Source organism: Sphingobacterium olei, assembly GCF_005048855.1.
GTDB classification, from domain to species: domain Bacteria; phylum Bacteroidota; class Bacteroidia; order Sphingobacteriales; family Sphingobacteriaceae; genus Sphingobacterium; species Sphingobacterium olei.
Genome location: NZ_SUME01000001.1, coordinates 400,699 through 425,830 on the forward strand (window position 1 = coordinate 400,699; position 25,132 = coordinate 425,830).

General features: G+C 42.7%; 21 protein-coding genes. 14 read left to right on the forward strand and 7 right to left on the reverse strand.

Annotated elements, in window-relative coordinates; translation table 11 throughout:
- Position 1: 1 nt before the first annotated feature.
- From FAZ15_RS01670 to FAZ15_RS01690, 5 genes are all read left to right on the forward strand, one after another.
- Positions 2-1,357: a RagB/SusD family nutrient uptake outer membrane protein gene (locus tag FAZ15_RS01670; RefSeq protein ID WP_136899487.1), complete on the forward strand. Its 1,356-nt coding sequence runs from the start codon at positions 2-4 to the stop codon at positions 1,355-1,357.
- Between the two features lie 92 nt (positions 1,358-1,449).
- Entirely contained in the window at positions 1,450-3,453 is a 2,004-nt protein-coding gene (locus FAZ15_RS01675; RefSeq protein ID WP_162304845.1) for a TlpA family protein disulfide reductase, read from the forward strand.
- A 22-nt stretch (positions 3,454-3,475) separates the two neighbouring features.
- Positions 3,476-5,098, forward strand: coding sequence for a S41 family peptidase (locus tag FAZ15_RS01680; protein ID WP_238387115.1), 1,623 nt, complete (start codon positions 3,476-3,478; stop codon positions 5,096-5,098).
- 2 nt (positions 5,099-5,100) lie between these two features.
- Positions 5,101-6,243 (forward strand): TlpA disulfide reductase family protein, encoded by a 1,143-nt coding sequence (locus tag FAZ15_RS01685; RefSeq protein ID WP_136899493.1) that lies wholly within the window; start codon positions 5,101-5,103, stop codon positions 6,241-6,243.
- Between the two features lie 380 nt (positions 6,244-6,623).
- The gene (locus FAZ15_RS01690) at positions 6,624-7,277 is read left to right on the forward strand and encodes an NAD(P)H-binding protein (RefSeq protein WP_136899495.1); all 654 of its coding nucleotides are present in this window, start codon (positions 6,624-6,626) and stop codon (positions 7,275-7,277) included.
- A 163-nt stretch (positions 7,278-7,440) separates the two neighbouring features.
- Here FAZ15_RS01690 and FAZ15_RS01695 read toward each other — a convergent pair whose 3' ends face one another.
- From FAZ15_RS01695 to FAZ15_RS01720, 6 genes are all read right to left on the reverse strand, one after another.
- Positions 7,441-8,355, reverse strand: a complete 915-nt coding sequence (locus FAZ15_RS01695; protein ID WP_136899497.1) for a helix-turn-helix domain-containing protein — start codon at positions 8,353-8,355, stop codon at positions 7,441-7,443.
- Positions 8,356-8,373: 18 nt separating this feature from the next.
- On the reverse strand, positions 8,374-8,649 hold the full coding sequence (locus FAZ15_RS01700) for an Atu4866 domain-containing protein (protein WP_136899499.1): 276 nt from the start codon (positions 8,647-8,649) through the stop codon (positions 8,374-8,376).
- 32 nt (positions 8,650-8,681) lie between these two features.
- A complete protein-coding gene (locus FAZ15_RS01705; protein ID WP_136899501.1) occupies positions 8,682-9,518 on the reverse strand; it encodes an SDR family NAD(P)-dependent oxidoreductase in 837 nt (278 codons plus the stop codon).
- 236 nt (positions 9,519-9,754) lie between these two features.
- On the reverse strand, positions 9,755-10,381 hold the full coding sequence (locus FAZ15_RS01710; RefSeq protein WP_136899503.1) for a GyrI-like domain-containing protein: 627 nt from the start codon (positions 10,379-10,381) through the stop codon (positions 9,755-9,757).
- A gap of 125 nt (positions 10,382-10,506) precedes the next feature.
- Positions 10,507-11,220, reverse strand: a complete 714-nt coding sequence (locus tag FAZ15_RS01715; RefSeq protein ID WP_136899505.1) for an FAD-binding oxidoreductase — start codon at positions 11,218-11,220, stop codon at positions 10,507-10,509.
- Between the two features lie 115 nt (positions 11,221-11,335).
- Complete coding sequence (locus FAZ15_RS01720) at positions 11,336-12,196, reverse strand: helix-turn-helix domain-containing protein (protein ID WP_238387116.1); 861 nt, start codon at positions 12,194-12,196, stop codon at positions 11,336-11,338.
- A 284-nt stretch (positions 12,197-12,480) separates the two neighbouring features.
- On the opposite strand from FAZ15_RS01720, the gene FAZ15_RS01725 reads away from it, so the two are divergent.
- The 7 genes from FAZ15_RS01725 to FAZ15_RS01755 all read left to right on the forward strand — a co-directional run bounded on the left by FAZ15_RS01725 (position 12,481) and on the right by FAZ15_RS01755 (position 22,154).
- Entirely contained in the window at positions 12,481-13,053 is a 573-nt protein-coding gene (locus FAZ15_RS01725; RefSeq protein WP_136899507.1) for an RNA polymerase sigma-70 factor, read from the forward strand.
- Between the two features lie 47 nt (positions 13,054-13,100).
- Positions 13,101-13,874 carry a hypothetical protein gene (locus tag FAZ15_RS01730; protein WP_136899509.1) on the forward strand — a complete coding sequence of 258 codons (774 nt, stop codon included), beginning with the start codon at positions 13,101-13,103 and terminating at the stop codon, positions 13,872-13,874.
- A 208-nt stretch (positions 13,875-14,082) separates the two neighbouring features.
- Positions 14,083-17,181: a SusC/RagA family TonB-linked outer membrane protein gene (locus tag FAZ15_RS01735; protein ID WP_136899511.1), complete on the forward strand. Its 3,099-nt coding sequence runs from the start codon at positions 14,083-14,085 to the stop codon at positions 17,179-17,181.
- A gap of 12 nt (positions 17,182-17,193) precedes the next feature.
- Entirely contained in the window at positions 17,194-18,615 is a 1,422-nt protein-coding gene (locus FAZ15_RS01740; protein WP_136899513.1) for a RagB/SusD family nutrient uptake outer membrane protein, read from the forward strand.
- 11 nt (positions 18,616-18,626) lie between these two features.
- Positions 18,627-19,388 carry a DUF4843 domain-containing protein gene (locus FAZ15_RS01745; protein ID WP_162304846.1) on the forward strand — a complete coding sequence of 254 codons (762 nt, stop codon included), beginning with the start codon at positions 18,627-18,629 and terminating at the stop codon, positions 19,386-19,388.
- A gap of 35 nt (positions 19,389-19,423) precedes the next feature.
- Positions 19,424-20,977, forward strand: coding sequence for a PKD-like family lipoprotein (locus FAZ15_RS01750; protein ID WP_136899517.1), 1,554 nt, complete (start codon positions 19,424-19,426; stop codon positions 20,975-20,977).
- A gap of 31 nt (positions 20,978-21,008) precedes the next feature.
- Positions 21,009-22,154, forward strand: a complete 1,146-nt coding sequence (locus FAZ15_RS01755; RefSeq protein WP_136899519.1) for a TlpA disulfide reductase family protein — start codon at positions 21,009-21,011, stop codon at positions 22,152-22,154.
- A 296-nt stretch (positions 22,155-22,450) separates the two neighbouring features.
- Here FAZ15_RS01755 and FAZ15_RS01760 read toward each other — a convergent pair whose 3' ends face one another.
- The gene (locus FAZ15_RS01760; protein WP_136899521.1) at positions 22,451-22,843 is read right to left on the reverse strand and encodes a Fur family transcriptional regulator; all 393 of its coding nucleotides are present in this window, start codon (positions 22,841-22,843) and stop codon (positions 22,451-22,453) included.
- A 144-nt stretch (positions 22,844-22,987) separates the two neighbouring features.
- On the opposite strand from FAZ15_RS01760, the gene FAZ15_RS01765 reads away from it, so the two are divergent.
- Positions 22,988-23,638, forward strand: coding sequence for a class I SAM-dependent methyltransferase (locus FAZ15_RS01765; RefSeq protein WP_136899523.1), 651 nt, complete (start codon positions 22,988-22,990; stop codon positions 23,636-23,638).
- Positions 23,639-23,725: 87 nt separating this feature from the next.
- Entirely contained in the window at positions 23,726-24,631 is a 906-nt protein-coding gene (locus tag FAZ15_RS01770; RefSeq protein WP_136899525.1) for an NAD(P)/FAD-dependent oxidoreductase, read from the forward strand.
- Positions 24,632-25,132: the final 501 nt, after the last annotated feature.

Below are 25,132 nucleotides of genomic sequence, written 5' to 3' on the forward strand. Positions count from 1 at the left end.
GATGAATAACAAAAGAATAAAAATATATAGCGCTCTAACGGTTATTTTGATGTCCGCTTTAAGTTGTCGGAACTATGTGGAGATAGAGGAATATGGAACGAGAACGCTGAAAAGTACAAACGATTATCAGTATATCGTTAATAACAAAGCAAACTTCGAAAATACCAGTATTTTCCCTATTGCCTCTAGTGATGATCTAACTAATGTATTGTCTGCTGCTGCTGCGAACCGATTGGGGGCGCAAAATCTCAACGCATATTTGTGGAGTGAAACATTTTTGGGAGACAACCAACAGGATGCAGGGTGGAATAATTTGTATAAACACGTTTATATCGCAAACGAAGTACTGGCTGGTGTCATGGATAGCGAGAACGGTACAATAAACCAGAAGCAGGTAATCGCTTCCGAAGCAAAAGTTCATCGCGCTTTCGCCTATTTTTGCCTGGCGAACCAATATGCCCCTATATATGATCCAAGCCTCGCTGCTACACAGGCTGGATTACCTCTTTTACTAACTCCGAGTCTTTTCCAAAACCTGACGAGGGTACCGCTCCAGGTTGTATATGCCCAGATTTTGGACGACTTGGTTACTGCAGTGGATGCTTTGCCTAATAAACCCCGATTTAACAATCACCCATCTAAACTAGCCGTTTACATTCTGTTATCGCGCGTTCATCTGGTGATGCGAAATTTTGAAGAAGCTGGAAAGTACGCCGACATGGCGTTGGCGTTAGATCCGCAGTTGTTAAACGTTGAGGAATTTCTTGCCGAAACGTACCCACAACCGTTGGAAGATCCAGAACTAGTTTTATCAAAAATGAGCGCAGGAAGTATTGTTGGCCCGGTCAATTCCGAGGTGCTGTCGCTATATAATGATACTGATCTACGCTTAACTTACTTTATGGAAGAAGACGCTTCTTTAGGTGGATTTAAGTACATGAAACCTACCAAATCGGGTTCTTTTTTCACGGTAGTAGGTCTATCTACACCGGAAATATATCTCAATAGGGCAGAGGTTTATGCGCGTGATAATAACGCGTTAAAAGTAGTGGAATTGTTAAATATACTGCGGGAGAAACGTTTCAAAGAAACGGATTATATACCGTTGAGCGTTGCCGACGTGCAGAACGATTTATTGCAGGCTGTTATCAATGAACGTAGAAGAGAGTTTGTATGTACAGAAATGCGCTGGTACGACATGCGACGTCTCACATTGGATGGAAAATATTTTAAAACCGTGACGAGGGAATATGATGGTCAAAAATATACATTGGAGGCCGGGAGCCCGCGTTTTGTATTTCCTGTTAATCAGGAAATCTTAAACCTTAATCCCGAAATCGGGCAAAGTCCGAGATAAATGATAAAATATGAACTTGCATGTGTATGCCGCACACGGATAAAGACAGCTGTACATGCACGTTTAGCACATTAAAAATAAATATAGAGGTAATGAAAAAGCAGATGATTATCATACTACTGTTGGCTGTACAGGTTGCATTGTATGCGCAGCCCCGGTTCGACGGTAGTGTTTTTAAGCCGAGACAGCCAAAAGGTGCAGATGCCCTTCAGATCCTGTACGATGCGCGCAACAAGGATTTGGAATTCAGCGATGAAGTAAAGGCAGCGCTGTATGTATACGAAAACTTTCAATGGAAGCGTGATCTCCTGCCCATGGTAAAAAATGCGGACGGGCTATGGGCTGCATCGCTTGCGGTAACACCACAGGTCGCATTCGTTGCGGTTAAGTTTTTTCAGGGGGATATAAACCAGCCCGATGTCTTTGATAATAATGAAGGGAAAGGATATGGCGTGGCCTTAGCGGATGCAAAGGGCAACGCCAAGACCGGTGCTTATCTGGCCGAAGCTGCTTTTCAAGCACCGGGGATAGCTACTGGGGGGCTGTACGGCTACTATGCCGAAGAGCCGACTCCGTTAGATAAATCCTACATGGAAGGATTAGCAGCGAAAGAACTGCGCTTATCGGGCAAACAGTACCTGAAGTTCTTCGAATCTTTGATGAAGTTGCAACAGCTGGTTTTGGGCGAGGAATTCCCTGCATATGCAAGCGAAACCCTACAGACGTATCTTGCGGATAAAAACTTGGGTGAGGATGCCCTTGGCGAGCTCTATCAATATACGAAATTTAGGCTCAAAGACGAGCGGCTGGCGACTACGATCGAAATGCGCATCATGAAGGAGTTCCCTAAGGGGGCCACAGCGCGCTTTGTCGCCTATAACAACACCAAAGGAAGCAGCTCGGATCGAGCAGAAGTGATTGCCTCTTATGAGGATTTTCTAAATCGCTTTCCGATAACGGAATGGCGTAAGCAGCCAAATAAGCAGGGATTCATCTATTATGCTATTTACCGTGGACTGGGGTCTTCTTATTTCGACGCAAAGCAGTTCGACAAGTTTGTCACGTTGTATGATGATATCGATTTTCGTACGGGTAATGAGTTGATGCGCTGGAATATCATGCGCGCTTACATGTTTAAGTTGGTCGGACAAGATACCTTGTATCAGGTTGCTGAAGCTATCCTACCGAAGCTCATCGCGCGAAAAGACGACGATTCTTATCTAAATGATTTCGACGACAAGGCGATGGCGGATGCCAATAGGATGAAGCAATTGGACGATCGCTTATTTACACACATCTCGTTGTTGAACGACCTGAAAAAATACAAGGAAGCGAGAACGTATTTCTACGAATTATCCGATGATGGAAAGTACAGTAATGCGGAATTAAATGAAATCAACCTACAGGTGCTGGAAGGATTGGATGATGGTAAACAGATTCTGCCCTTACTGGAGATGAGTGCGCGGCAGAACGCCATGACACCAAGAATGTTTGAGAAACTGCGCACTATTTATCTAGCACAACATAACGGCGATGAAGCGGGCTACGAAGGATACCTCGGTAGCCTTAAGTCTGACGAGCAAAAGGCGGAAATGAAAGCGTACGTAGATCAGCACTGGGTGAACCATCCCATGCCGGATTTTCAGCTAGAACATGCGGACGGGTCTTTCGTTACGCCGGCAGATTGGAAAGGGAAGATTGTGGTGGTGGATTTTTGGGCGACTTGGTGCCGGCCGTGTATTATGGCATTTCCCGGTATGCAGCTATTGGTCGACAAGTACGCGACCGACGAGGCGGTAGCGGTATACATGGTGGGCACTATGCAAACAGGCGATTACAAAAGTAAGTCGGTCAACTTCGTACGTGGCGAGGGGTACCGGTTTAATTTGCTACATGATGCGGTGAACCCAGCAACCAACGAACAGGATTTGGTCTTCAAGCAGTTGATTCCACTGTTTGGAGATTCTTCTATCCCACGTAAGATCGTCGTAAAAGATGGACGCGTTCGGTACTGCTCGGGCGGATATTCGGGTAGCCCCAGTAAACTAATGGACGAGCTGTCTTTGGTTATTGAAACATTAAAGAATGAAAACTAAAAGTCATTTAGCATTAAGGGGTATGAATAGAAAAAGAACGGGAATACTCGTAGGGATGATCGGCCTAGCTTTCGCTGCGCAGGCACAGATGAATCCGAAATACAAGTTTGAAGAAGCGTTAAAGCTGATTCAAGGAAACTATGTGGATCAGGTAAACGAAGAACATCTGGTGGATGCGGCTATTAAGGCAATGATTGCGGACCTGGATCCGCATTCGCATTACACCAGTAGGGAAGAAGCAGAGGCGATGCGCCAGGCAATGAGCGGTAGCTTTGCCGGAATCGGCATTCAGTTTCTGAAGAATGCGGATAAAACGTATGTCACGATGGTGAACCCCGATGGGCCTGCCATGCGTGCAGGGGTACGTGTGGGCGACCAAATCGTCAGCATAGACGGTGAATCTATTGTGGGTGAACAATTTGGTAATAAGGAGATCATGCTGAAGCTGCGGGGAGATAAGGATGTGCCCGTAGCGCTACAAATCGTATCGCCGGGTAGCACGGCCCAGAAGGATATCAGTATCGTACGCGAAAACATCTTGGAGAAGTCGGTGCGCGAAAGCTACATGGTAGACCAAGAGATCGGCTATATCGCACTGTCGATCTTTAACCGTACGACGCGACCGGAGATCGATGCCGCGTTAAAAAAGCTGCAGGAGCAAGGGATGACGAAGCTGATCTTGGATTTGCAGAGCAATGGTGGTGGTTATGTTGAATCGGCCATAGGTGTGGTAGATGAATTTTTACCAAAAGATAAAATGGTGTTTTATTCGGTTCCGAATGGGGGCGGACGCGATTATTATGCCACGGGCGGTTATGGTCGGTTTTACGACGGCGCATTGGTGGTATTGATCGATGAGTCTACGGCTTCATCGAGTGAAATTGTGACGGGTGCCTTGCAAGACTGGGATCGCGCGGTAGTCATTGGGCGACGTAGCTTCGGAAAAGGTTTGATGCAACGACCCGTGCCGCTCTCGGATGGATCGGAAATGCAGCTGACCGGCGCGCGCTACTATACGCCTTCGGGTCGGTCGATCCAGAAGCCTTACAGTAACGGAAAGGATGATTATTTTGAAGACTTCAACAGGAGGATGCAATCGAAGGAACTGTTGGAGGAAGGCCATGTGCAGTTTCCGGACTCGCTGAAATATACGACACTAAACACCAAAAGGATTGTATATGGCGGGGGCGGAATCATGCCCGATCGTTTCGTACCGATCGATACCAACCAATACAGCAACTGGATGGCACAGCTGATGAATAAAGGTATTGTATCAAAGGGCGGCTTTGAATTTGTGCAGCAAAATAGGGAGGCGTTATTACAGGCCTATCCCGACTTTGAGCAGTTCAACAATCGTTTTGATGTACCTGTAGAGTTGCACAGGCAGCTCGTGGACTACGCGCGCAGCATGTCTATTGCCATCCCTGCCGAAGAGCAGATGGCAGCGCACGCCGCCATCGACGTGGAATTTAAAGCACAGGTAGGATCGCTCTTGTATACGGGGGGTGATTACATGGCGCGTATCCGCAATGAGGCTAACCAGAGTTTTAATGAAGCTCTGCGCGTACTGCGCGATGATAAGCTTTACAGCGCACTATTGCAGGCAGGGACTGTTGGAGAGAAATTAACACAAAAAACAAAATAAAGATGAAGAATATAAAATGGGCATTGATGCTCGCGTGTGCCTTGCCGGCTTTCGCTTTTGCACAGCAAGATTACACCCTCCAAGGGCAAGTGGGTAAGTTGGACAAGCCAGCAAAGGCCTATTTGCGCCTTAAATATGATGGCAAGGAACACATCGACTCGGTGGATATGAATAAGGGTAAGTTTGAGTTTAAAGGTACGATCCAATCGCCAATGGAGGCGCATTTGCGCATTATCCACGACGACAAACCATTTGATCCTTCAAAACCGACAAAACAGGATATCTTACCGTTTTTGATAGAGGGGAAGACGATCAAGTTTGTATCTAAAGATTCGATACAAAATGCAAAAATATCGGGATCGCCTTTAAATGCGGAAAATGAAGCCGTAAATGCCATGCTCAAACCGATCTACGAACAGTATGATGCGTTAGATGCTGAATATAAATCTAAATCGCTAGCCGATCAGCAGGATCCGAAGTACATCCAAACGTTGGAGGACCGTGCAGCTGTCATTCAGCAGCAGACCATCGATGCGAAGATGGCGTTTGTCGCTAAAAATCCGGGGAGTTACATGGCTTTAATGGCTTTTAATTCGACCTTGAAACCCGAATTTGATGCATTGGCTGCGGAAAAGGTATTCGCTACATTTGATCCAGCTATACAAAATTCCTTTTTGGGTAAGGATCTGGCAGCGCGGATCGCAACGGTAAAGAAAACGCAGGATGGTGTAGAAGCGCCGAACTTTATGCAACCAGACGTGGATGGCAACCCGGTGAGCTTATCGGATTACCGTGGCAAATATGTACTCATCGATTTCTGGGCTTCCTGGTGCGCTCCTTGCCGTCGGGAAAACCCGAATTTGGTTAAATCGTACGCAAAATATCAAAAGAACGGGTTTGAAATCTTGGGCGTTTCGATGGATAAAGCAGCTGATAAGGCGAAATGGCTAAAAGCAATTCAGGACGACGGCCTAACATGGAAACAGGTGGGAGATTTAAAGGGTTGGGACAACGAAGCCGGTGTGTTGTACGAGATTAAAGCGATTCCGATGAACTTTTTGATTGATCCGGAGGGTAAGATCATTGCCAAATACTTACGTGGAGAGGAGCTCGATGAAAAGCTTCGCGAAATATTTGGAGAATAAAAACATACTCACCTAATTTTTGAAGTGCTGGGCGCCGGGAGGAATAATGTATAGCTTCCCGGCTCGCAGTATACCAGAGCGGCCTTTTAGTACCGCCAATTGTAAACAGCTGCCTTTCGATTCCGCAAGCCGGCTTCCATATTTAATGTGTAAAAAAGGAAAAACCGCTAAGCGTTTCGCTTTGTTAAATTTACGATGTTAATTTAACAGGAGAAGACTGGAATGGAAACTTATTCGTCGGCTGAACGTTACATTAAATATAGAGCGGATAAAAGATATGAAATATCCATATTTTTACGGATGCAAATGCGGATGAAAATCTGGATATCCCCTGCCTGCGGTAGGTAGGCATATGATCATTAAAAAATAAATATATACATATGAAAGCCGTAGTTATAGGTGCAACGGGAGCAACGGGCAAAGAGGTATTGGAGCTGCTTCTCGCCAACGAAAAATTTACGGAAGTGGTGGCATTGGTACGTAAGCCGCTGACCAGAGCGCATGAGAGGCTTCGTGCTGTGGTGGTTGATTTTGATAATCTGTCGCGGTGGAGCGACGTTATACAGGGTGATGTGGTGTTTTCTTGTCTGGGTACGACATTAAAAGATGCCGGTAGCGAGGAAGCACAATTTAAGGTGGATCACGATTACCAGTACGAGTTTGCAAAATTGGCGAAAAAGAATGGGATCCCTACTTTTTTACTCATCTCGTCTTCGGGCGCCGCTCCGAAATCGTGGATTTTCTATTCGAGAATGAAAGGGCAGCTGGAACAAAATATTGAAGCATTAGCCTTCGAAAGCTTCCTTGCCTTTCGTCCCGGAGCGTTGGTACGACCGCAATCCCACCGTAAGGGTGAAAAGATAGGTGTTTCGATTATTGCTTTTTTCAATAAAATTGGCTTGTTCCGCAATATGGCACCGCTACCGGTGAGGCGCTTGGCGGCATTGATGGTGCGCGACAGTATCAGTCCGCCAGTGGGCTATACGGTCGTGGGGTCGGGCAGGATTCTAAAAGAATCCAAGAAGTTAGGATAACAGCCAAGCATCTTTGTCATCGCGATTAGCCTGTAGTCTCTTCGTCATTGCGATAGTACCATCGTCGTCATCGCGAACCTGAGGCACGAAGGTGTGGCGATCTTACAGTGTATTAATGGAAGACTGCCGCGTCGTAATCCTCGTTCTGACGAGTAAAAGGTACTCAATTAAAGGCTTCCCGAAATTCCAGCGGACTTTGACTGGTTTTCGCCTTAAACATTTTACTAAAGGACTGTGAATGCTCAAAACCAAGCTCATAGGCGATCTCGGATACAGATAAAGCGGTTGTACTTAACCGTGTCTTCGCATAATCGATCACCTTATTCTGGATATGCTGCTGCGTATTTTGTTGGGTGTAGATGCGGAGCAGGCTGCCCAGGTAGTTTGCAGAAATGTTTAATTGCGCAGCAATAGTGGTCACGGTAGGTATGCCATGCTCGCCCAGCTTCTCTGTGGTAAAATGCTGCGAGAGGAGCTGTTCAAACCGCACCACCAGTTCCTGAGTAGATTTTTTTCGGGTAATAAACTGCCGCTCGTAAAATCGTTCGGCATAAATCAATAAACGCTCTACTTGTTTTATAATCAGATCCTGGCTGAATTTATCCACGTTGGATTGATATTCTTTTTCGATGTTCTGAAGGATATCCACAACGGTTTGCTCTTCTTTATCGGAAAGAAACAGTGCTTCATTGACCGCATACTTGAAAAATTCATATCCGTTGATCTTGGTGGCTAGGTCGGTATGCCACAAAAAATCGGGATGGATAAGCAACAGCCAGCCGGTAGGTTCAACCTGAGCCTCGGGGTTGACCTCGAGGCGTAGAAATTGATCGGGCGATACAAAACAGAGTACACCCGAATCAAAATCATATTGCTGTTGACCGTAGTTAAACCGGGCATTTACATTCCGTTTCAAACCGATGGAATAGAAATGTTGGATCCATTTCAGTTCTATATCGTTTAGGGGATAGTTTACCTTACTGTAATCGATCAAACTGATGAGCGGATGCTCTGGCTTGGGCAGACCACAGAAGGTGTGAAACTCGGTGAGCGAATGAAAGCGAAAGATGTTTTCCATTGGTGCTAATTTAATGCATTAATTTTCCTTATACAAGATCATACCGGCATGATACAGGATCCCGTCTTTAAATTCGCCATCGGCTGTAAAACCGGTATCGTCTTTGTAATCAATGTGGTTTCCCGTCACGCGGTAAGTTCCCTGATAAGCATGCTTACGGTTGCCACGAGCTTCGTCATACCGGTTATTAGGTAATAGTTCATGACGGATATACCCATCTTCGGTGACCCACATACCGATATAGGCTTTCGTCTCAGCTATGGTTTGGATCGTGCTATTTGTTTTGGTACTCATACAGCTAACATTTAATGCAATAAGGAAAAAGATTAATAGCCGGTGGATAGGGAATAGGCTTTCCATTTTTCGGATTCTTGACTTAATAACTGAATTTTATCTTGTACCATACCATAGGCATCTTCGCCCATCACGAAGTGCACGGGCGGATGATCCAGCTTGCTCAATTGAATAAACAGCTCGGCTGCTTTTTGTGGATCGTTAGGTTGATTGCCATTGATTTGATTCAAATGTGCGGCTTCGGATGCTCTGGCAGCCGTATACGCATCAATAGGATTTGCAGGTGTCTGTACAGAACCTTTGGATAGGAAATCAGTTCTGAAATAACCGGGATAGACCAAGGTGGTATGTACACCAAAGGGTTCCATTTCGACAGCGAGGGCTTCGGTGAAACCGGCAACGGCAAATTTGGTGGAGCAATAGATGCCAAAAGCAGGAAAGCTGCCTACCAGACCACCGATGGAGGCGATGTTGAAGATATGTCCGGATTGTTGCTGGCGAAGATGCGGAGCGGTATGCCGGATGACATTCAATGATCCAAAAACATTCACATCATAATTCCGTCTGGTCTCCTCGTCTGTAAGTTCTTCCAGTGTGCCGATTTGGCTATAGCCGGCATTATTAACGACTACGTCAATTTTCCCAAAGCTGTCCACTGCAGTTTGTACAGCTTTGGCTACGTCGCTGTCATTGGTAATATCCATTTCAAGCGGTAGAAAGTTGTCGTGGCTTCCTATTGCTTCAACCAATGTAGGTTGATTTCTTGATGTAGCCACAACGTGATAGTCCTGTGCTAAGAGCTCGTTGACGAGGCTAAGACCTAAACCCTTTGAAGCGCCAGTAACGAACCATACTTTTTTTGTTTCCATAACGAATTTGTTTTATCTATTTTGATGGAACAAAGTTGGGGATTACGGCGCAGCCAGGTGTGTTCGAATCCGTGAAGGTTGTAGCCGAATCGGGGATATGCAAACAAATGAATGAGCGAACTATCAACGTCATCGTAGTAACATCGTCGTCATCGCGAACCTGAGGCACGAAGGTGCGGCGATCTTATAGTGTATGAAATTGTTATCCATTGCAACTGTTGGTTTGCTTCGGTAGCCTACGGAGCAATTGAAAACCGTAAAACTGTTTTGAGTTTTTCGGGAGATACCTTTCTTGCGTCACTCAGGTAGATTTCTTTATGTATCTTCGAGAGTCGCTTACACTGATTTTGTTCCGCAAATTCTTCCATAATTTGAAAACTTTCGGGTTCGCTATCGTAGCTTCCTACATGCAACATTTGAATACATTCACCCTCAGTAATCGTTTCAAAGGTTACTTTGTCAAATAAATCGTGGGGCTTTTTCTTTTTTGTATGTTCAAGTATGTGCAGGGCAAAATCTTTACTTACAAAGTCGGGCTGCCGGATCATCAGTTTAAATACCAACTCGTCTTTGTTGACTTTTCCGTCATAACTACTTCTGCCATCTTCTGTTAAATCCCAAATCCCCTCCAGGGGATAGACCGTATAATCAAAATATCCCTGTGGCTCGATTCCTTTTTTAGGACTCATTTTAACACCATACGATAGGGCGTATAAAATGCCAATATAATCGGCAAAAAAAGCATGATTTGGATTTCCGGCACCTTCGATGGTGAAAAATTTAAATTCCGGAATTGTGATCCTTTCTGGTTTGGCCTTTGGCAAATAGAATTGCTTTTCTGATTTCTTCCACTCGTGTTTCATATTTGTGATGTTGATTATCCAAACGTAAAACTAAATCTACAACGTGACAACCGTGTGTCAGTTTGGTAGAAGAAAAAATATTATTTCGTTCTATTTGGTTTTTACTGACAGGGTAGGTTCTCGCACTACAGGCCTTTCTTTCCTTCCAGCCAATATCCGTGTAGATTGACCTTGCCGCTGCTGTTTTTCTTGATAACTTTCCGAAAGGTCTGTGCCGATTTTGCATTTCCCGTAAGAATAAAATGGGCATCTAGCCAGTCGGTTTTCTGGAATAGCGGCAAACTGCTTACCCAATCCTCCTTCCGGAAGGATCCGTCTTTGGGAAATAAGCTGTAGTTTTCGAGTCCCAGTAGATCTGGAACCGATCTGTTTTCTTCATCTAGTTCGAAATAGAAATGGAAAAGCTGCTTATTTTCTTTTAGTATAGGCTGCAAAGAGCAGGCAAGGCCTAAGGAGGTTTCATCGCCAAAAATAATGTACTTGGGAATCGATTCCTGATAGTAGTTGTAGGGGCGGGGCTGATTCATCTGGAGCCGATCGCCGATTTGTAACGCATCCATATATTGACTGCCCGGACCATCGCCGTGCAGGTGGGCGATGCATTCGATAATACCTTGGTCAAAATCAATAGCAGATACGGTGTATCGCCGTGCATCGGTGTCGTTTACCCGAAAGTCGATGAACGAGCCGGGTTTGGATACCACATCGGTAAGATCACCGGTAAAGCTAACCCGCTTCACCGTGGGCGAAAGAAGCTGTGTGTCCAATACTTCCATGATAGGTAATTTTGGCCACAACCTATCTACGACATCGAATAACCATTTTGGTGCACTTGGCATAATCTTTAAGTTTTATACACAAAGGTATAGGGCATGCTTGGGCCGAACAATGGAACGAGCGGTGTAGGTATTGGACGAATCGCGGTTTATTAAGGGTAGTTTGTTTTTTATGGTATTAGTGAGCTACGGTTTTCTTGCGGAAGGCTAGCGCCGGCATACCCGCTATTTTGGTAAATAGGCGTGAAAAGTAGGCATAGTCATCGTAGCCTAGCAAGGCTGCAATTTCCTTGACCGACTTATCCGAATGATAGAGTTCCCGCTTGGCTTCTAGTATAATACGTTGTTGTATGTGGTAGGATACAGGGAATCCGGTGACATTACGTACGCATTCATTTAGGTAGGAAACGGAAATATGCAATTGCTGAGCGTAATCCGCAGGTCGCTTCATCGCGATAAATTGAGTTTCTAATAATCGAGCAAAGGCATTTTCGATGGTTTCAAAACGGGATAGTTTAGATGGGGGCGTGGTACGTTTGAGGTACTGCGAAAGGAACAAGGCAACGACTGTGTTACAACTATCTTTTAGTAGGGAAAAATACAGTTTGTCCGCTGTTCTTTCATAAAGACCGGTACACAGCGAAAAGGCTTGCAGAATAATCGGCAGATCTCCTGCTTCGAGTTCCAGCGGTTTTACGGGCGAAATAGACTGTAACAGGGTCAGGTACTCGGGATGAAGATGTTCATCCTTGATCAGCAGTAGATACATCTCGAGCTGCTCTACCTTCAGTGCGCGGTGTACTTGATTGGGCGATTGATAAAGTATGCTGGGGTTTTGGATCACATAGCGTTCGAAATCAATCTCGGTTATCGTGACGCCTTCTACCTGCAGGACAAAAAAATGGTAATCGTGGCGATGCGCGTGCAGGAGGGCTTCGTCTGTCCGGAAACTATCGGCAGAGACCTTGGCAACGGCTATGCCATGATCGGATACATCGGCCATTGACCGTACCGGAATGGGGGTTCTTTTCTGAGCCACTTGCTTTTACGATATGGGTTAAAGGTAATGATTTCTGATGTTATCTAAAATGGCCAGAGCTCGGTATAACTCCGGCGATAGTGGTATTCGAATCCATATAAATCGTAGCCGAAGTATGGACGAGATGATCATATTTTTCTAAAATATTATGATCATATATCAAAATTTTATATTTTGTGCGAATAATTGAATGAAAAAGAGGAATTCAAACGCATTTTTTTGTGGTTTGTTGTTAATTTCCATTAACCTTTTATGCGGATTGCATAACGAAAACGTATAATATTATGTCTTACGGTGTTTTCAACGAAAAGCAATTACTTGCCCAGCTACAAAAGGGTAGTGAACATGCTTTTGTTGAATTGTTTCACGTATATTCTCCAATCCTATCAAGTTTTCTTGCTAATTACCATTTAGACCAAGAGGATGTGAGCGATAGTGTACAACAGACGTTTTTAAAGATCTGGGAACATAAGGATAAGATCGATCTGAATTCATCCTTCAAAAATTACATCATTACCATAGCAAAAAACGATATATACAATAAAATAAAGAAAAATGTAGTAGCTGAAAAATATCGCGATTACACCTATCAGCATTCTTCCCCCTCTACATTGCATGTATCTCGAGAGCTTGAGGAAGTTTTAAGTAAAATTTTAGAGAGTTTTCCGGAAAAGAGGAGAAAGGTGTTTGAAATGAGTAGAATTCAAGGGTATTCGAATAAACAAATTGCAGAGAAGCTAGGTATATCCAAAAGTACGGTAGAAAATCACATCAATCATTCGTCTTCGGTGGTAAAAAGACTATTGAAAGGTATGGGCTTTTGGACAATTATTTTATTTTTTTTTATTTTTTCTTAGGTGCAAACATTCTTTTAACTGTATAGTATACGATAAGAATTGAAAAGGTGGACAGAAATTTATTAAAAAGGTATTTCGAAAAACAATGTTCTGCAACAGAAGCAAAAGCTGTTGAAGAATGGTTATTGGATTCGAATAATCAAACCGACTTTGAAAAGTTTTTGGAAACCCAATGGGATGTCCATGTCGATCAGCATTTGCAGACCGAAAGGATCAAAGGTAGGCCCTACAAAAGTATTTGGTGGAAGGCAGCTGCTGCAGCGGTTGTTTTGTGCATTGGAGCTTATTATTACGGTATGCGATCCGAGGTGGTAAATAGTCGGAAGCTAGTAAACGTTTCATCACCGCAAGCTGATTTAGCAGACCAAACCGTGCCATCCCTGACGGACACTTTTCAATCGAGTTCTAACCCCAAAATTACTATGCATTATGAAAGAAAACCCGACAAAAACAAATTTACCCCAGCAGTGGCTTCGGCAGACACTGCAAATCAGGAACATCGGCCTAAAACTGTGAAACCTGCCAAGCTTGGCAATATCATGGTCAATGAAGTCCTGCTAAGTAAACTCCGCGATCAAATCGACTCCAATACACTTGTATTGAATATCGATGTGCACGAAGTAAGCTTTCAACGCTTTTCGGCCATGCTGCGCCACCAATATGGTATTATTCTGGAGCCCTGCGATGATTCGGGGATGAACAAAACATATACGGCTCGGTTTGAAAAGATTTCCTTTTCTGATTTACTAAGTGACATGTCTGAAAAGATGCTGTTTACTTATTCTTTTCAAGACAGTATTGTAAAAATCTGTTTTAACTAAAAATTGCAATGCATATACAGATGCCGTCGTAGCAAAAGCTATGGCCTTGTGTCTTGTATTCGCACAAAAACGTACTTCATGGGATCATATGGGTATAGGATATCCTGCTATGCGAGTGACTAGCAATGTTTTCTTTTCAGATTTTAGCGAAGAAACGATTGTACAAAAGCCTAATTAATTACCAAATAATTAACTAAACCAATGAATAATGAATAAAAAACTCAAACGGAGAATTAGATGGAGCGTTTTTACCTTTGCGTTTTTGGGACTACTAGGTGCTCCCACCATCCTTTTCAGTCAAGTACAAATGACCCCGATAAAAGCGATTCCCAAGGTATTGGGAAAAGTAATTGACAAAAATAAGTCGCCGATTTCAGGGGCGATTATCTCCGTTAAAGGCAACCCGAAAATTGCGACCACCAGCAACAATACCGGTGAGTTTCTCCTTTCTCCCGAAAAAGAAGGCGAAACGCTGTTGATTACCATATTGGGCTATAAAGCACAAGAGATTACGTTGACGAATGACACAAAACTTCCATTGATTGTTACCTTGGAAGAATCGGCCGATCAGATTGAAGAGGTCGTTGTAACGGGATATGGAAACCGTCAAAAAAGCACTTTTACAGGAAATGCCAGCACATTTAATAAAGAAGACCTCGAACGCGTAGGTAACCGTAACGTGTTGCAAAGTTTACAAAATCTGGATCCTTCGTTTATATTGGCAGAAAATCTCAACTTAGGCTCCAATCCTAATGGGCTTCCCGATATTTTACTTCGTGGAAAATCCGCTTTAGATGATGTCCGCGGAGATTATGCGGGAAACCCTAATCAGCCTCTATTTCTGATTGATGGATTTGAAGCTAGTTTACAGCGGGTCTACGATCTTGATATGAACCGTATCGCCTCGGTTACCATATTAAAAGATGCCGCAGCAAAAGCTATCTATGGCGCTAAAGCGGCAAACGGAGTCGTTGTTATCGAGACGATTGTGCCTGCAGAAGGTGCCATGCGCGTATCGTACAACGGAAATTTCAATGTGGAAGCACCTGACCTCAGTAGCTATAACCTGACCAATGCAAGCGAAAAACTTGAGATTGAACGTATAGCTGGCAGATATACGTCTGCTAACCCAGTCACACAACAGTTTCTCAACGAGCAGTACAATGCACTATTGAAAAATGTCGTCGAGGGTGTCGACACCTATTGGTTGTCGCAACCATTAAGAACAGGCATCGCCAGTAAACATACGCTTTTTCTCGAGGGTGGAAACCCTGCTCTGCGTTACGGCATCGACTTCACCCACAACAAAGTAGCAGGTGTAATGAAAGGATCTGACCGTACAAATAATAGTGGGTCAATTAACCTCTCTTACCGGAATGGCAAAATCCTATTTCGAAACATTCTCAATGTAACATTTAACAGAGCTGACAATTCGCCATATGGTATGTTTTCGGAATATTCCGTACTCAACCCATATTTCAAACCTCATGATGACAATGGCAATGTGACAAAATTATTGGGCACATTCCAGACCACACCCAGAAGTACTATGTCTTATTTTTTCAATCCATTGTATAACGCCGAATTGGGCACCAAAGATTTTTCTAAGTATACCGAGGTGACAGAAAATTTCTATACCGAATACCAGCATAGTCCTAATCTACGCTTTACGGCACGAGTGGGGTATACTTATAATGGCAATACAGCGGAAAGGTTCTTACCTGGGGACCATACCAACTTTGCAACATGGGGCGGTGAAGACTTTTACCGCCGTGGTTCATATCGCATTACCGATGGTGAAAGCTCAACGCTTAGTTCGGATGTATTTGTTAATTGGACAAAAAAATGGAAAAAGCATATCGTTTTCGCTAATGGCGGGGCAAATCTTGCCGCTTTTCTGACTCAATCACACGGTATGTCGGCAGAGGGATTTCTCAATAATAGGGTTGATTTTATTTCGTTTGCCCGTCAGTACACACAAGGAACAGTACCTTTTGGCTCAGAAACCATACAGCGGGAAATTGGTCTCATCGGTTTTGCCAATTATTCGTATGACGACCGCTTCTTAGTTGACATAAGTATACGGCGCAATGCCTCTTCCGTCTTCGGTTCTGATTCCCGCTGGGGAACATTTTGGTCTGCAGGACTTGGTTGGAATTTACATAATGAACCGTTTTTTAGAAACCAAGAGTTTATTGATCTACTACGTATACGTGGTTCAATCGGATCTACAGGTAGCCAAAATTTCAATCCTTATCAAGCGATGGCGACCTATAATTTTTTTAACAGCAGTACATACGATAATATTTCTGGAGCATACCTTTACAGTCTTGCGAACGACAACTTAAAATGGCAACAGACTGTCGACCAAAATGTTGGTATAGATATCAGATTATTCAAACGCTGGAATATGCAGTTTAATTATTTTGTGAATAACACAAATAATTTATTGATAGATTTTACCCTTCCTCCTTCCACCGGTTTTTATTCATATAAGGAGAATATTGGATCGTTACAAAATCGCGGTTTCGAAGCAACTACAAGTTATTTAGCCTATTCCAACCCTGAACAACAATCATTCCTTTCTTTCACTGCCGCATTTATGGGAAACCAAAACAAGATCACAAAAATCGCCGACGCCTTGAGGCAGTTGAATGAAGAACAGGACAATAGTAATGCTAACCTCAACGCCCCTAAAACGCGCTACGAAGAGGGCCAATCGACCTCGACCATTTGGGCGGTACCGTCATTGGGTATCGATCCGATCACTGGCCAGGAACTGTTTCAAAAGAAAGACGGTTCAACTACATACGTATGGAGCGCCGATGACCAAATTGCAGTAGGCGTGTCTGATCCGACATTGCGCGGAAATTTTGGAGTTAATATGGAATACAAGGGATGGGGTTTAAACGCCACTATGCGTTATATATTAGGAGCAGACTACTATAATGCCACATTAGTCAACCGTATTGAAAACGTGAATATAGCCAATAATGTAGATAAAAGAGTATTCGAAAATACCTGGCAGCAACCCGGTGATGTCGTACCCTTTAAACGCATATCGCCTACGCCGACCACAACGAGACCGACAGATCGTTTCTTACAGCAAAAAAATGAGCTAACACTTTCTTCGGTCAATGTATATTATGATTTTAAGTGGAAAAACCTAAAAAAGTACCATTTGCAAAACCTTAAATGCGGTGTTTATGTGAATGAAGCATTTGTCTTTTCTAACATTACGATTGAACGCGGTCTAGATTACCCGTTTGCGCGTACTTTTTCATTTTCATTACAAACCACATTTTAACGAACACGAGTTATGAAGAAGATAAGCTTAATTTTTATTTCGGCTATAAGCACGATCAGTGTATATACCTCTTGCAACAAATGGTTAGATGTACAGCCTAATTCACAGATCCGCGATTCTGAACTATTCGAGACCGAACAAGGATTTAAAGAAGCCCTGGCGGGCGTATACACCATTCTTGGCAATCAATCTTTGTATGGTGGGCAGCTTACCTATCAAATGATGGGCGTGTTGTCCAAAGAATGGAGTAATTATTCGGGACTGAACTATGACGACATGGCTAACTATGATTATGTGGCAACTCTGCCGCAACAGTATATCGAGAACGTTTGGAGCAATATGTACCAGGCAGTGAGTAACACCAACAATATCCTAGCTAAGATTGATCAATATCCCGTATTTAGAGGTGACAACTATGCCATTATAAAAGGGGAGGCATTGGCTTTACGCGCATTCATCCACTTTGACTTGCTTCGTTGTTTTGGTGCAAATTATATGGTATCTCCCAATCAGCCCGCGATACCGTACGTGACACGTTATACGTCTAAACAAACTAATCAGTCTACCGTAAGCGAGACGATCACACAAATTCTGGATGACTTAATAGAAGCAAAAAAACTACTCGAAAAAGATCCGATCTTTACAGGTAGAGTTGTAACTCAGTTGGATGATAACGGTTACTTGATAAACAGGCAGGTACATCTCAATTACTATGCTGTAGAGGGGTTATTAGCTCGAATCTATCTCTATATAGGGCAGTACGACAACGCATATGCATCTGCTAAAAGTGTCATAGATGGTAATAAATTTTCATTTACAACACAAGCTAATGCGAGCAGCCAGACCGATTTGGTAGGCGCTAGCGAACACCTTTTTGCGTTGAATATTTTCGACCTAGCGCAACGTTCTCAAATGTTTCTCGAGTATGGTACAGACGGCATTAAGTTCAATCTAACGCAAACCCAGAGACTCAACTATTTTGATAACGATACCGATGACTATCGTTATCTGTATTTGTTTGAGGGCGGTGCCGGAGCGGACGCAAACAATCGGTATCTCCTAAAGTATAGTGAATCTACGTCAGACGATATATATTATCAAAGCAAGATGCCGATAATCAAACTGGCTGAAATGTATTATATTCTTGCCGAATACGCTAATCATACGCAGACAGACGCACTGCCGTATTTTAATGCGGTACGTCGCGCTCGCGGGATAAGCGAACTCAGTACAGCTCCAGTGGATTTTAGAGCATTTATGACCACCGAGTTTCGTAAGGAATTTATCGGAGAAGGACAGTTTTTTTATTATTATAAGAGGCTGAATCAACAGGCCATTCTTAACGGAAGTCACGATATGGTAGCGGAAAAAGCATACATCTTTCCGTTGCCAGACTCCGAATACGAAGCAGCAAATAGAGTATCTAACCGATAATAATTATGAACATGAAAACATTAACATATTTAACTCTCTTCTCTTGTTTGGCATTTTTGAGCTGTGAAAAGCAGGATGTTAAGCACTATGACAGGAATGACAAGGCAATCAACATTTGGTTCGGTACCGCAAATGTAGTTGAGGATAGCCTTAGTTATAACTATGCTTTCACGGTTCCCGGTCGCGATTCTGTTTTATTTCATTATAGATGGCTGGGTATAGTGCCTACGGAAGATATACACTTTGAATTGGAAGCCACCGGTGATGACAAGGATAAGGTGAATTATTCTTTTGGCACCTACGTAATTAAAGCTGGACAATATGAGGGAACTTTTCCGATATATATTGATAAGCCGGCAAATTTTGAACTATTCAAAAACAAGTCGGGTATGGTTACTTTCCAGCTAAAAGAAAATGACAAATATAGCATGGGAGCGGTTGAGCGTAGCCACCTTCATGTCAGCCTAAAAAATGCGATTTCAAAACCGGTCAATTGGGATACTGAAACGATCTCTACTTACCGCGCGCTGTCTCGTTATTTTGGTGCATACAATGATGCCAAGTATGGATTTATTATTCAAACCACAGGTTTTTATGATTTTAGGGTGGTATATAACGTATCGCAAAACCCCGAGTTACCGACCAACACAATCACGGATACGCATGCAACCTATCTTAAGGCATTATGTAAATTGAAACTACAAGAATACGAAGCTGTTAACGGCCCATTGATTGATGAAACAACGAAGGAACGTGTAGTATTCCCACTATAATATATTTTGATCTGATCATTTAATTTTTGAAAAGTATGAACAATCTATTAAAAAAAATCCTTCTGTTAACTTGCATCGTGCTCTTGGTAGCGCAAAGTTGTTATAAGGACAAAGGAAACTATGACTATGCTGTCTTGGACCAAATTCTTATTGACACTAGCGTAAATGACATAAAGAATTCTTATGCGGTCTTTCGATACGAAGTACTAAACATCACGCCCGATATTTACCTGAATGGAGAAAAAATAAATAGTATCGATCAAGTGAAAGACAAACTAGCGTTCAATTGGAGCATATACCAAGCCGTCTCTGGCGGGACCGTGCACACACGCGATACACTATCGAGCGATCTAAAGCTTTCATCTCCTATTACCAAACCTGAAGGTTTATGGAATATAGTGTTGTCTATTCGGGATCTGGATACCCAGGTCGAAACATATCAATACTTTCAAGTTGACATTAGTGAAAATATTTCAGATGGTTGGATGGTTTTATACGAAAAAGACAATACCACCGATGTAGGTTTGATTGTGGATAGCCGTGTGAAAACGGGCATGTTGCAATCCCGCTTATTTCTTGATTTACTCCGTAACACCAACGAAGAAGCATTACCTGGTAAACCTAAGGCCTTGCTACATTCGGTGGCACCTTTGGGATCGGGCGAGATACTTGTAGCCTCTGAGCAGGAACTAATTGCAGTAAACCGATCTGATTTTCAAGAAGCCCTTGTTTTTGACGAGTTATTTTGGGCGTCTTCGAGACCCACAGGTAAAAATATTAAAGCTCTTAACGCCAGCAATGCACGAAAAGAAGTTATTATCAACAATAATAAATTCCATATCGCCAATTTCATATCTTCTGGTGCATTCCGTACCAACTTCTTTGGACCAGCTATAGGTGGAAGTTACGGCGAACTAGCAGATTGGCTAGCCACATTTCCGGCTTCGACCTTTGATGCGGTAGCTTATGATAAGACTGGTAGGAAGTTTGTAAACGTCCCTACAAATTCGACATCCTCGGGGGGGTTCGTACCTCAAAATGCTTCATCAATCGATCTCAACAATATTGGATTGGACTTTGTAGCCAATGATTGGGGAAATCTGAACTATGAGTACTTTGTGATGAAAGGTGGGAACATTCCTTATTTACTTATTCTGAACCTTGGCTCACTGATACCTGCAAATATTGCATTGCAAAAAATAGATATTAGCAATAGTCCAGATGCAGTAAATATTAACTCAATTACTTCTGCTGTACTGGGGCAATATCTATTGTACAGCACCCCTTCACAAGTTGCATTATTGAAGTATAATACCGGTTCAGCAGCTGAGACACTATGGACACCACCATCTGGCGAAGAGGTAACCTGCATTCGACTACAGAAGTTCTATGCGCTATCCATACAAGCAGCACGTCTTCCAAACCCCCATCAATACGTCTATTTTGCAACATGGAACGAAACCACAAAAAACGGTAAAGTGTATAGCTACAAGATAGATCCTTCCAATGGCATTATCGACACATCAACTGAAGTTACTTACGAAGGTTTTGGTAAGATTAAGGACATGTCTTACAAATGGATACTTTAAAAATAAATAAATATTTAAAAGAGAGATAAACATGAAAACAATTAAATTATTAGCGGTATTACTACTATTTATGCCGTTCCTGAGTGTTGGTCAGGCGAAAAAAGTAAAAATCAGTGGAGCGTTAAAGAACGTGGAGGGAGATTTTAACAAATTGTACTTATTCTATAAGTACGACGGCAAGCAATTTATCGATAGCTCGAATCTGGTCAAAGGTAAATATGGTTTTGAGTTTGATCTAGAACAGCCTGTACTCGTCCACATTATCATCTTCAAAGCAGTTCCTGGGCGTCCGGGAGCAGGTATCAGCAATCCAGATAATACCGCACAGGTTTATCTCGAGCCTGGTAAAATAAAATTGTCTAGTGATGGTAAATTCTCTAATGTGACAGTGAACGGGTCCAAAAGTCATTTTGAATACGATAAAATAAATACCTTAGCGAAGACCTATCAAAATCAGATAATGGAATTGATGCGTAAAGGACAAGACAAGAACTTAATAGAAACAGAAAAGCAAGCTATTAATGGAGAGATCAGGAAACTGCAATCTGAAATGAAAGAGAATGTCTTCGCGAAATATATTGCAGACAATCCAAAATCGCCAATGCTATTCTATGCATTACAGCGGTATGGCGGTGGCTCTAGGGAAGATATGGCTAAAGTACTCGAAATGTATAAAAAGCTTCCAGCTGATCAGCGTGATTCACCAGAAGGAATTTCGTTTGCCAAACGTATCCAAGGACAAATGGAAGTTGCTATTGGTGGTATGGCTCCTGATTTTGCACAGCATACTCCTACTGGTGAGTTAGTATCCCTATCTTCAACCCGTGGTAAATATGTATTGCTTGACTTCTGGGCAAGCTGGTGTGGGCCATGCCGTAAGGAAAATCCCCATGTGGTCAGCGCATTTAATACGTACAAAGACAAAGGGTTTACTGTATTCGGTGTTTCCCTAGATAAAGAAACGGCCAAGGCGAACTGGATTAAAGCGATAGAAGATGATGGACTTGGGCAATGGACTAATGTATCCGACCTGCGGTACTGGAGCAATGAGGCGGCACTGAAATACGGCGTAACAGGTATTCCCCAAAACTACCTAATCGATCCGGATGGAAAAATCATTGCTAAAAATCTGAGAGGCGAGGAACTTCATAAGGCATTAGAAAAAATCCTTAACTAAGTCTGCTATAGGATAAGAACCTGAATTATTAATTGGTTCAGGTTCTTATTTTTCATATATAGTCATATGATGACCACGTCGGTTGATTATATGAACTAAAACGCTGCTAAAAATAAAGCAAAGCGATAAGCATGATCAATCGCCCAATTAAAAAGATACTCAATGGAACGACAAAAAACCAAATAAAGGCAAAGTACTGCCTTTTGCTCATCCGCGCTAGAAATTTTGGTCTTCTCATAACAATAGAACGGGTAAAGTAGCTAGAAAAGTATAGGGATAGTACTGCTGCCTATGGTTTACAGTCCCTTTTGGTCTGAGGAACATTCGTTGCACAGGCCAGTAAGCACACAATTTACGTTTTCGACCTGATAACCTTCTGGGATAGAGAAGTGTACAGGTGTCGGTAAGCACTCGATAGTCTGACAGCTCGTACAGCGAAAGTGAAAATGATTGGCGACTAATTTACTTTCATCACATTTCATGCATACCGCAAAGTATTGCTTTCCATCTTCGGCCACGATCCGGTGCACTAGGCCGTCGTCACAAAAGCGATTTAAAACCCTGTAAATCGTAGCACGGTCTATATCTATCGTTAATTTATCTTCAATAGCATCATGGCTCATGGCCTTCTTGGTATTGGCCAATAAATTTAATATTGCTTCTTTCGACGGGGTATTTCTACGTTTCATTATTCCTATTTATTCTGATACAAAGTTAATGCAAATAAATCGCATTAAATTATTGCGATGCAGTCGCAATAACAAAACTTTTAGTACCTTTGAAAAAAATCTTACAGATTAGATCAAGAATAGGGGGATATAATAGAGGACACGATGAAAGACAATACGAAAAAGGAGTTTTGGGAAACCAGCTTTACAGATAAACAGGAGATGTGGGGTTTCGAGCCGGCAAAGTCTGCTATATGGGCGAAAGACTTCTTTCTCGGAAAAGCGGCAAAAAGTATACTCATTCCCGGAATCGGCTATGGTCGAAATGCCCAGATTTTTAGGGAGCATGGTATAGGTGTGACAGGAATCGAAATCTCGGAAACAGCTATCGCACTGGCTAGAAGGCATTATGGAGCGGATATGACGTTATACCATGGTTCGGTAACTGATATGCCTTTTGACGACAATGTGTATGATGGTATATTTTGTCATGGTCTAATTTACCTGTTAGAAGAAGCAGAACGAGTGAAGTTGATCCAAAATTGCTACAAACAGCTCATCGAGGGCGGCACCATGATCTTTACCGTGATCACGAAAGAAGCGAAGACCTATGGGCTGGGTACGCAGATCAGCAAGGATCGCTTTGAAATGTTCGGCGGCGTGCAGATATTCTTCTATGACGAGGAGGCTGTGCATGGGGAGTTTGCAAAATTCGGCTTGGTTGAAATAAAAGAAGTGAACGAAAACTACCCCTTCTATGTTATACGTTGTAGTAAAACAGGTATAAACAATTCGCTTGAACCTGGAGTGCGATGACGAGAAGGGATTTGATCAAAAAAGGAGAGCGGTCCTAACTGGATGTACATTTCCTTTCTTTTTTTAATAGATATAAAATTAAACACGATGGCAAACCATACAAATTTTGACGTAATCATAATCGGTGGAAGCTATGCAGGCCTTTCGGCAGCAATGGCTTTAGGACGCTCACTGCGCAATGTGCTGATTATCGATAACGGAATGCCCTGCAATCGGCAGACGCCGCATTCGCATAATTTCATTACACACGACGGTGAAAAGCCGGAGGTAATTGCAGAAAAAGCCAAAGCGCAAGTGCTGAAATATGATACGGTGCAGTTTCACGAAGGACTGGCCGTCAGTGGAAATAACATGGAGGACGGTTTCACCATTAATACCGAGGCTGGGGAGAAATTTGTGGGAAAGAAAATCATCTTTGCTACTGGACTACAGGATATCATGCCTGAAATTAAGGGATTTGCAGCGTGTTGGGGTATTTCGGTCGTTCACTGTCCGTACTGCCATGGATATGAACTCCGCGGTAAGAAAACAGGCTTAATGGCAAATGGCGAGCGGGCGTTACACTTAGGCGCATTGGTGAATAACCTAACGGATAACCTGACCATATTGACCTCGGCAAAAGCGGAATTTACCGAAGAGCAACGGGAAAAACTCAAGCGCCATAACATCAGGGTAATCGAAAAGAAAATTACAGAGGTAGCGCATGAAGGTGGAAATATTAAAGAGGTGATTTTCGAAGATGGTGACAAAATGGATTTTGATGCCTTATATGCAGCGATTCCATTTAAGAAACAGGTCGATATACCGCTTGCATTGGGCTGTGAACTGACCGAGGACGAATACATTAAAGTGGACAGTTTCCAAAAAACTTCGGTGTATGGTGTTTTTGCCTGCGGCGATAATTCCGGAATGCGCTCGGTAGCAAATGCGGTTGCAACGGGAAATATGGCAGGTGCCATGGCTAATAGCGAGCTCACGAGTGAACAGTTTTAATTTCCCCCGAGGCAATTTTCCTAAGGGGAAATACTAACAACTACTATGATAATTTTAAGTAAATTAATATAGGGAATTATTTTTAATTCGGCGAAACCGGAAATACATTTATGATGTTCCGTTGAAAAAAATGTTATAGAAGCGCCGCAACACACGGCAATTAGGCCGTTAATTGAATAATATCAAATTATTTCTTGATTTTTCAAATAAATTTCCTGAATATTGAGTAGAATTATCATTTACATAAAAATGGATTGATGGCGCCAATTGCTAACATTCTGCTGATAAAGAGGTAGAATTGTTATTTAGAGTAGTCTGCATTTTACCTAGTGTATTCTTCTTAGTTATCTTTTCTTTTTTGACCTATGAAATATGAACATAAAAATCCTGTACGTTAACCGTATAAAAAAGGTGACACTGTTAACAGTCGACCCCGTTCCTAACGACAAGACGACTATTGTGCGAATGTACGCTAAACATTCTCCTGAACTGATTAAAATC

What these genes read in the sequence shown, in the direction of transcription:
- FAZ15_RS01710 (WP_136899503.1), bottom strand. Translation starts at nt 10,381, where the DNA reads ATGAAACACGAGTGGAAGAAATCAGAAAAGCAATTCTATTTGCCAAAG.
- FAZ15_RS01765 (WP_136899523.1), top strand. Translation starts at nt 22,988, where the DNA reads ATGAAAGACAATACGAAAAAGGAGTTTTGGGAAACCAGCTTTACAGAT.
- FAZ15_RS01700 (WP_136899499.1), bottom strand. Translation starts at nt 8,649, where the DNA reads ATGAGTACCAAAACAAATAGCACGATCCAAACCATAGCTGAGACGAAA.
- FAZ15_RS01695 (WP_136899497.1), bottom strand. Translation starts at nt 8,355, where the DNA reads ATGGAAAACATCTTTCGCTTTCATTCGCTCACCGAGTTTCACACCTTC.
- FAZ15_RS01680 (WP_238387115.1), top strand. Translation starts at nt 3,476, where the DNA reads ATGAATAGAAAAAGAACGGGAATACTCGTAGGGATGATCGGCCTAGCT.
- FAZ15_RS01675 (WP_162304845.1), top strand. Translation starts at nt 1,450, where the DNA reads ATGAAAAAGCAGATGATTATCATACTACTGTTGGCTGTACAGGTTGCA.
- FAZ15_RS01750 (WP_136899517.1), top strand. Translation starts at nt 19,424, where the DNA reads ATGAACAATCTATTAAAAAAAATCCTTCTGTTAACTTGCATCGTGCTC.
- FAZ15_RS01690 (WP_136899495.1), top strand. Translation starts at nt 6,624, where the DNA reads ATGAAAGCCGTAGTTATAGGTGCAACGGGAGCAACGGGCAAAGAGGTA.
- FAZ15_RS01770 (WP_136899525.1), top strand. Translation starts at nt 23,726, where the DNA reads ATGGCAAACCATACAAATTTTGACGTAATCATAATCGGTGGAAGCTAT.
- FAZ15_RS01760 (WP_136899521.1), bottom strand. Translation starts at nt 22,843, where the DNA reads ATGAAACGTAGAAATACCCCGTCGAAAGAAGCAATATTAAATTTATTG.
- FAZ15_RS01725 (WP_136899507.1), top strand. Translation starts at nt 12,481, where the DNA reads ATGTCTTACGGTGTTTTCAACGAAAAGCAATTACTTGCCCAGCTACAA.
- FAZ15_RS01735 (WP_136899511.1), top strand. Translation starts at nt 14,083, where the DNA reads ATGAATAAAAAACTCAAACGGAGAATTAGATGGAGCGTTTTTACCTTT.
- FAZ15_RS01745 (WP_162304846.1), top strand. Translation starts at nt 18,627, where the DNA reads ATGAAAACATTAACATATTTAACTCTCTTCTCTTGTTTGGCATTTTTG.
- FAZ15_RS01670 (WP_136899487.1), top strand. Translation starts at nt 2, where the DNA reads ATGAATAACAAAAGAATAAAAATATATAGCGCTCTAACGGTTATTTTG.
- FAZ15_RS01740 (WP_136899513.1), top strand. Translation starts at nt 17,194, where the DNA reads ATGAAGAAGATAAGCTTAATTTTTATTTCGGCTATAAGCACGATCAGT.
- FAZ15_RS01755 (WP_136899519.1), top strand. Translation starts at nt 21,009, where the DNA reads ATGAAAACAATTAAATTATTAGCGGTATTACTACTATTTATGCCGTTC.
- FAZ15_RS01715 (WP_136899505.1), bottom strand. Translation starts at nt 11,220, where the DNA reads ATGCCAAGTGCACCAAAATGGTTATTCGATGTCGTAGATAGGTTGTGG.
- FAZ15_RS01685 (WP_136899493.1), top strand. Translation starts at nt 5,101, where the DNA reads ATGAAGAATATAAAATGGGCATTGATGCTCGCGTGTGCCTTGCCGGCT.
- FAZ15_RS01705 (WP_136899501.1), bottom strand. Translation starts at nt 9,518, where the DNA reads ATGGAAACAAAAAAAGTATGGTTCGTTACTGGCGCTTCAAAGGGTTTA.